This window comes from Reyranella sp., assembly GCF_050185545.1.
Lineage (GTDB): Bacteria > Pseudomonadota > Alphaproteobacteria > Reyranellales > Reyranellaceae > Reyranella.
This window is the reverse complement of the sequence record NZ_JBFWZI010000006.1, coordinates 90,631-97,690: the sequence shown is the minus strand read 5'-3', so window position 1 is coordinate 97,690 and position 7,060 is coordinate 90,631. Positions and strand designations below refer to the sequence as shown.

The window sequence follows — 7,060 nt, the reverse complement described above, 5'->3', positions numbered from 1 at the left end:
GTACAAGCCCCCTGCAGGCAGCACCGGCCTTCCGCGCCCTCCATCTCCGGTACCCTGTGGAGAATCTTGCAGAGGCACTCGCCGAAGGCATCGTGACTGCGCATCCGGCCATGCCTCAGTTTCGACTGGAGGTCGGCGAGGTCGGCGACCTGATCGCCTATTTAAAATCCCTCGAAGGATGACCAGCGCGCGGCGAACGCGGCGGTAGGATGGCCTCGAGAGGCCACTGTCTCAGCATTTTCACGTTTTCAGGCAAGAACGTCCGCTAACGTACGGACCCCGGACAGTGAAAACCTTGCGCTTTCTCTGCATATCAAAACATCCCCAAGCTCGTTATATTATTACCATAAAGATACTGTGAAATGGGGACGGGCAGGGGCAATGCCGTACTCTCTTGGCTTCAGGCTGTACCCATGGCTTGAGCCCCTTCTCGCGATCCGGCGGAAATGGTGGGCAGCATACGGCATCGCGCTCGGCCTGGTGGCCGTTGCCCTGTTGATGCGCTGGCTGGTCGCGCACTACGTGGGACCAAGAGTTCCCTTCATCACCTTCTACCCCGCGATCATCGTTGCCGCGCTTCTTGGTGGGCTGGGCCCCGGCATCGTGGCGACGATGCTGTCGACAGTTGCGGCTTGGCACTTCTTCTTTCCTTCCGACTCTGTCTTTTCTCTTGGGACGCAGGAAGCGATTCAACTCCTGTTGTTCCTGTTCATCAGTGCGGTGAACGTCGCTATCGCTGTTGTGCTCAACGGACTGGTGGAGCGGCTCGTCGTCCAGCAGCGCAACATACGGCTCCTGCTCGATGCGGCTCCGAGCGGCTTCCTGCTGGTCGACGAGGCGGGAACGATCATGCTCGCCAATGCGAGCATTGCAAAGACGTTCGGCTACAAGCCCGAAGAATTGGCCGGCAAGCCTGTCGAGCTGCTGGTCCCCCGGTCGCATCAGGACGGCCATCGCAGGCTGCGGCTCGTGTACCAGCAAAATCCAGAAGCCCGCGCAATGGGGGCAGGTCGCGACCTCAATGGCCAGCGCAAGGATGGAGGCGAGGTCCCGGTCGAGATCGGGCTCAATCCAATCGAGCAGGATGGCAGGCAGGCGGTGCTTGCGACGGTATTGGACATCAGCGAGCGCAAGCGCGTCGAGCAAGGCCAGCGTCTCCTTATCAGGGAGCTCGAGCACCGCACCAGAAACCTGTTCTCTGTCTTTCACGCCCTGATTGTGATGACGGCACGTGACAGGGCGGGTGAGGGCAAGGAGCTTGTCCAGGACCTTACCGGTCGTGTGCAATCGTTGGCACAAACCTACAATCTCTTCTCCGCATCCTCCCAGAATCTCTCGCTGGCGAAGCTGGTCTCCATTCAGATGGCTGCGCTGCCGGGCCGGGTCAGGTACGAGGGGGACGATGTCTTGATCAGTCCGCGAATGGCCGAGCAGTTTGCCCTCATCATCCATGAGCTGCGGACGAACGCGCTGAAGCACGGCGCCTTGTCCAGCCCAGGGGGCAACATCGTCGTGACCGGCAGCCTGCAGGGCGACGGCTTCGTCTTCTCCTGGCGGGAAAGTGGTGGACCGGCGGTGACACCACCGACCCGTCGAGGGTTCGGCACGGCGATCGTGCAAGATGCGGCGAGGCAGCATTTCCGGCAGGTCGTGGTGGAGTATTTGCGCTCAGGTCTTCACTACCAGGTGCACGCCGACGTACGCGACCTCCAGCCCCAGGCAATAGTTACCTCGCCGGTAGCTCGGGCCACTCGAGTCGGTGCATGGAGTAAGGGGCAAGCGCTTCCGGCAGTGGGCTCGACACTCGGAGCCGAGGGGCACGGCCAATCGAGGCCGCTCACTTGCACTTGGCGAGGCAGTCCTGGGCACGGCCGCCGCACTGGCTCTTGTTGCCGGTGCGCTTCAGGCAAGCCTGCTCGTCGTCGGTGCACTTGCTGCGGCAGGTGGCCTGGGCACAGGCATCGGGAACGGCGATCGTGGTTGCTCCCGTGGTCGCGAGCAGGGCCACGAGCGCCAGGGTCAGGATCGTGTAACGCATGGTGCATCTCCCCCGAAATTTCAGATCGCGAGACTAGGGATTTCAGTCGCTGCGGTGCAAGCGCCCTCCAGAAGCCGGGCGGGCGGCGGCGTGCCGTGGCGGCAAGGATTTTGCCGGGCGGTCGCCGAACCTGGTGATCAGTGCCGATCCGGCCTTGCTGCGACGGTGGCCCTTGATTCGCAGGGCCGTTTGCGTTTGATAGCGATCAACCCGATCATGGGATGGAATGTAAGGCCGGAGGAGCGACCGTGCGACCCAACAAGATCAAGCAGATGTGGCGTGCCGGAAAATGCGCAACGCTGGGCTGGCTCTCCGTGTCCCACGGATTCACCGCAGAGGTCATGGCGCGCCAGGGCTTCGACGCCCTGTGCGTCGACCTGCAGCACGGCACTGCCGAAATGAAGGACGTCGCGCCGCTGTTGCAGGCGATCTCGCAGACCGACACGGTCCCGGTCGTGCGCGTCGCCTGGAACGAGCCGGCGGCCATCATGAAGGCCCTGGATCTCGGCGCCTACGGCATCATCGTGCCGCTGGTGAATTCCGCGGCGGAAGCCGCCATGGCCGTGTCGGCCTGCCGCTATCCGCCCGTCGGCATGCGTTCGTCCGGGCCCGTGCGCGCCGTGCACTATGGCGGCGCCGACTACGTCGCCCACGCCAACGACGAGATCGTCGTCATGGCCATGATCGAGACGAAGGAAGGCCTCGCCAACCTCGATGCCATCTGCGCCACGCCCGGCCTCGACGCGGTCTATATCGGGCCGGCCGACCTCTCGTTCGCGTTGGGCCTGGCGCCGCGTGGCGACAACCCGGATCCGCTCCACCTCGCCACCTGCGACAAGATCCTGGCGGCGGCGCACAACGCCGGCATCAAGTGCGTCATGCATTGCGCCAGCGCGGCGTTCGCCGCCGGCGCGGTGAAGCGCGGCTTCGACATGGTGATGTTGACGTCCGACCTGTCGTGCATGATCGCCGGTGCGCGGACGCAGCTCGACGAGCTCAAGGCCAAGACGGCCTGAGGCCCGGTACTTTCTCGGCGCTTCCGACTTCGGCTGCGCGATGGGAAAGCAAGGGTCCCCCTTGCTACGCTCGGGATGACAGCCCTATCGTCATCACGAGCGCAGCGAGTGATCTTCGTTTCAGTCACCCTCGCGACTGGAAGCGCTGATCGAAAAGTCACAGGCGCCGAGAAGGCCGTCATCGTCCCCGTCAACGCAGGGTCGGATCGAGCTTGTCGCGCAGCCAGTCACCCAGGATGCTGATCGACAGCGTCGTGAGCACGATCACGGTGGCCGGCGCAAGCATGATCCAGGGCGCGCGGGTGATGTACTCGCGGCCGTAGCCGACCATGTTGCCGAGCGATGTGAGCGGCGGCTGAACGCCCAGCCCGAGGAACGACAGGCCGGATTCCAGCAGGATGATCTCGGGGAAGGTCAGCGTCATCGACACGATCAGGGTCGAGGCGATGTTGGGCAGGATGTGCAGGCCGTAGATGCGACCGGGTCCGGCGCCGAGCTGGCGCACCGCCGAGGCGTAGCCCTGCTCGTTGGCCGCCAGCGTCAGCCCGCGCGTGATCCGGGCATAGCGTTCCCAGGAATGGAAGCCCATCAGGGCGACGAACAGCGGCAGGCTGTTGCCGAAGAAGGCGAGCACAGAGAGCGCGATGATCATGAACGGCATGCTGGCCTGGAAGTCGATCGCCATCAGGATCAGCGTCTCGACGTGGCGGCGGAAATGCGCGGCGAGGAAGCCGAGCGCCGTGCCCAGGGTGGCGGCGATCAGCGTGCCGAACAGGGCGATCAGCAGGCTGATGCGGATCGACATGATGAGCCGCGAAAGCACGTCTCTGCCGAGCTCATCGGTGCCGAGCGGATGGGAGATGACGCCGCCGAACAGGAGGGGCGGCGAGAGCCGCGCCTTGAGGTCGAAGGCGGTGATGGAATAGGGCATCAGGAAATCGGCGCCCAGGGCGACCACGACCATCAGCACCAGCCACAGCGCGGCCAGGCCGATGGCGAACGGCAGGCGCCCGATGCGGCGCACAATGTCGCCCAGGGTAGAACCTGGCAGGCGAACGGGCAGGGAATCGCGGAGGGCCATGGTGCCTCAGTGCCCCGCCGCCGCGCCGCGGACGCGCGGATCGAGCCAGCCATAGGCCATGTCGACCGTGAAGTTGGCGGCCACCATCCAGGCGGCGATCACCATCAGGATCGACTGCACAACCGCGAGGTCGCGGTTGGCGACGGCCGAGACCAGCAATCGGCCGACGCCCGGCCAGGCGAAAACGCTTTCGACGACGACAGCGCCCGCCACCAGGCTGCCGATCATGAAGCCGATGATGGTGACGGTCGGGATGGCGGCGTTCGGCAGCGCGTGGTGGGAGACGACGCGTCGCCATTGGACGCCCTTCGCCGAGGCGGCGCGGATGTAAGGCTGTCCCAGGACCTCGAGCATGGCCGAGCGCGTGAAGCGCGCCATGATCGCGGCACCCGAGGCGCCGAGGGTGACGATGGGCAGGATTGCGTAGATCGGCGAGTCGGCGCCGCTCGCCGGCAGCCAGCCCAGATTTACCGCGAACACCAGCACCAGCAGCAGCGCCAGCACGAAGCTCGGCATGGTGAAGCCCGCCACCGACACCACCATGGTCAGGCGATCGGCCAGCGAATTGCGATGCAGGGCGGCGTAGATGCCGGCGGGGATTCCCAGTCCGATCTTGAGCGCCAGCGCCGGCAGGGTGATGGCGAGCGTCGCCGGCACGCGCTCCATCACCAGGTCGATGGCGGGGCGGCCGTCGCGCATTGACTTGCCGAAGTCGCCGGTGAAGGCGTGGGCGATGTAGGCGAGGTACTGCTCCCAGATCGGCTGGTCGAGACCCCAGGCCTGGCGGAAGGCCTTGATCGCCTCGGGGGGCGCATCGACCGACATGATGAGCAGGGCGGGATCGCCCGACAGCCGCAGCACCACGAAGGCGAATGTCATGACGAACAGGATCGTGAGCGCAGCGCGCAGCAGGCGCGAGGCGGCGAACGACAGCATCAGGCGGCGACCTGCAGGGCGGGTTCGCCGACGCGATGGCAGGCGACCTGCCGGCCGCCGACGACTGGCCTCAAGGCCGGTAATTCGGCTCGGCAGGCCGTGGTCGCGAACGGGCAGCGCGTATGAAAAGCGCAGCCCGGCGGGACGTCGACCGGGTTCGGCGGATCGCCCTGCAGCAGCAGACGCTCCCGCCGCGGCCCCAGGACGGGAATCGCCGACACCAGCGCGCGCGTATAGGGATGCAAGGGCCGGGCAAACAGATCCTCCGCCTCGCCCTGCTCGACGATGCGGCCGAGATACATGACGGCCACCTCGTGGCTTACCTGGCGCACGACCTTCAGGTCGTGGCTGATGAAGAGGTAGGCGATACCGAGCCGCTCCTGCAGGTCGAGCAGTAGGTTCACGACCTGCGCCTGGATCGACACGTCGAGGGCGGAGATCGGCTCGTCGCACACCAGAAGGTCCGGCTCGGTCATCAGCGCACGCGCCAGCACGACCCGCTGGCGCTGGCCGCCGGACAGCTCGTGCGGATAGCGGGCGAACTGGTGCCTCTGCAGGCCGACCGCCGTCATGACCTCGGCCGCGCGCTCGCGCCGCTCGATCGGGGACCGGGTGCCGTGGATGGTCGCCGGCTCCATGATCTGGATGCCGACGGGCAGGCGGCGATCGAGCGCGCCCAGCGGATCCTGGTAGACCATCTGCAGGCGCGGCCGCAGCGCGCGCCAGTCGGCGCTGCCAGCGGCCGGCATCTCCTCGCCCATGAAGCGCACGGTGCCGGACGTGGGCGGGATCAGGCCCAGCACGAGCTTGCCCGTCGTCGACTTGCCGCAGCCCGACTCGCCGACAAGACCCAGGGTGCGGCCGGCCTCGAGTCGGAGCGACACGCCGTCGACGGCACGCAACGATGCCTTGGCGGTGAACGGGCCGCGGCCAGTGCGGACTTGATAGACACGGCGAAGGTCCGTCGCCTCGAGCAAGGCGCTCATTCGGCGGCCCTGGGCAGGGCCCAGGCGGAGAAGCCCGGTTCGATCGACAGATGACAGGCGCTGCGATGCAGCAGGCCGACGCGGCGGCTGGCCGGTGGGTCGCTCTGGCAACGCGGCTCGGCCACCGGGCAGCGCGGCGCGAACGAGCAGCCGGCCGGTGCCTTGCCTGGCTCGGGCACGGTGCCGGGGATGGCAGCGAGCTGGCGGCGCGGGCCCGTCAGGTCGGGAAGGGCCGCCAGCAGGCCTTGCGTGTAAGGATGTCGGGGGCCGCCGAACAGATCCTTGCCCAGCGCCTCCTCGACCAGGCGACCGGCATACATGACGGCGACGCGGCTGACGTTCTCGGCGACCACGCCGAGGTCGTGACTGATCAGCACCATGGCCATGCCGGTGTCGCGGCGGATGTCGCCCAGCAGGGCCAGGATCTGCGCCTGGATGGTGGCATCGAGCGCCGTCGTCGGCTCGTCCGCGATAAGCAGGTCGGGCTGACCGGCCAGTGCCATTGCAATCATGACGCGCTGGTTGAGTCCGCCGGAAAGCTGATGCGGATGGTCGCCGAGACGGCGCCGGGCATCGGCGATGCCGACCTGGTCGAGCAGGCGCAGGGCCTCGGCCCGAGCCGTTGCCCCGTCGAGCCGGCGATGCAGCTTCAGTGCCTCGACAAGCTGCCAGCCGATGCGATGCACCGGATTGAGGCAGCTCGACGGGTCCTGAAAGATCATGGCGATGCGCTTGCCGCGCACCTGCTCGAGCAGTCGCGGCGATGCCGCGACAAGTTGCTGCCCGTCGATGCGCACCGAGCCGCCGACGCGGGCTCGGGCGGGCAGGAGCCCCAGCGCGGCCAGCCACATCACGCTCTTGCCCGAGCCCGATTCGCCCACGATGCCCAAAGCCTCGCCCGGTGCGACCGCGAGGTCGATGCCGTCGACCGCGCGCGACAGTCGCCCATCCTTCTCGAAATCGACGGTCAGGCCGGCGATCTCGACCAGAGGTACGGTCATCG

Annotated in this window: 6 protein-coding genes and 2 pseudogenes; 3 read left to right on the top strand and 5 right to left on the bottom strand. The window is 66.7% G+C overall.

What is annotated here, in order from left to right; translation table 11 throughout:
* Window positions 1–182 (top strand): annotated as a pseudogene (locus tag AB7O82_RS03140) (c-type cytochrome); the annotation flags it as partial.
* Between the two features lie 199 nt (window positions 183–381).
* Window positions 382–1,341, top strand: a pseudogene (locus tag AB7O82_RS03135) (PAS domain S-box protein); the annotation flags it as partial.
* A 496-nt stretch (window positions 1,342–1,837) separates the two neighbouring features.
* Here AB7O82_RS03135 and AB7O82_RS03130 read toward each other — a convergent pair.
* Window positions 1,838–2,038: a hypothetical protein gene (locus tag AB7O82_RS03130; protein WP_428553604.1), complete on the bottom strand. Its 201-nt coding sequence runs from the start codon at window positions 2,036–2,038 to the stop codon at window positions 1,838–1,840.
* Window positions 2,039–2,286: 248 nt separating this feature from the next.
* Between AB7O82_RS03130 and AB7O82_RS03125 the strand changes: the two genes are divergently transcribed.
* Window positions 2,287–3,054 (top strand): HpcH/HpaI aldolase family protein, encoded by a 768-nt coding sequence (locus AB7O82_RS03125; RefSeq protein ID WP_428553602.1) that lies wholly within the window; start codon window positions 2,287–2,289, stop codon window positions 3,052–3,054.
* A 190-nt stretch (window positions 3,055–3,244) separates the two neighbouring features.
* Here AB7O82_RS03125 and AB7O82_RS03120 read toward each other — a convergent pair whose 3' ends face one another.
* The 4 genes from AB7O82_RS03120 to AB7O82_RS03105 are packed head-to-tail and all read right to left on the bottom strand — an operon-like array spanning window position 3,245 to window position 7,058.
* Window positions 3,245–4,105 (bottom strand): ABC transporter permease, encoded by an 861-nt coding sequence (locus AB7O82_RS03120; protein ID WP_428553610.1) that lies wholly within the window; start codon window positions 4,103–4,105, stop codon window positions 3,245–3,247.
* A 36-nt stretch (window positions 4,106–4,141) separates the two neighbouring features.
* The gene (locus tag AB7O82_RS03115; protein ID WP_428553599.1) at window positions 4,142–5,071 is read right to left on the bottom strand and encodes an ABC transporter permease; all 930 of its coding nucleotides are present in this window, start codon (window positions 5,069–5,071) and stop codon (window positions 4,142–4,144) included.
* On the bottom strand, window positions 5,071–6,057 hold the full coding sequence (locus tag AB7O82_RS03110) for an ABC transporter ATP-binding protein (RefSeq protein ID WP_428553596.1): 987 nt from the start codon (window positions 6,055–6,057) through the stop codon (window positions 5,071–5,073). The genes AB7O82_RS03115 and AB7O82_RS03110 overlap by 1 nt, the downstream gene beginning before the upstream one ends.
* Window positions 6,054–7,058 carry an ABC transporter ATP-binding protein gene (locus tag AB7O82_RS03105; RefSeq protein WP_428553593.1) on the bottom strand — a complete coding sequence of 335 codons (1,005 nt, stop codon included), beginning with the start codon at window positions 7,056–7,058 and terminating at the stop codon, window positions 6,054–6,056. Before AB7O82_RS03105 ends, AB7O82_RS03110 begins: the two co-directional genes overlap by 4 nt.
* Window positions 7,059–7,060 lie beyond the last annotated feature (2 nt).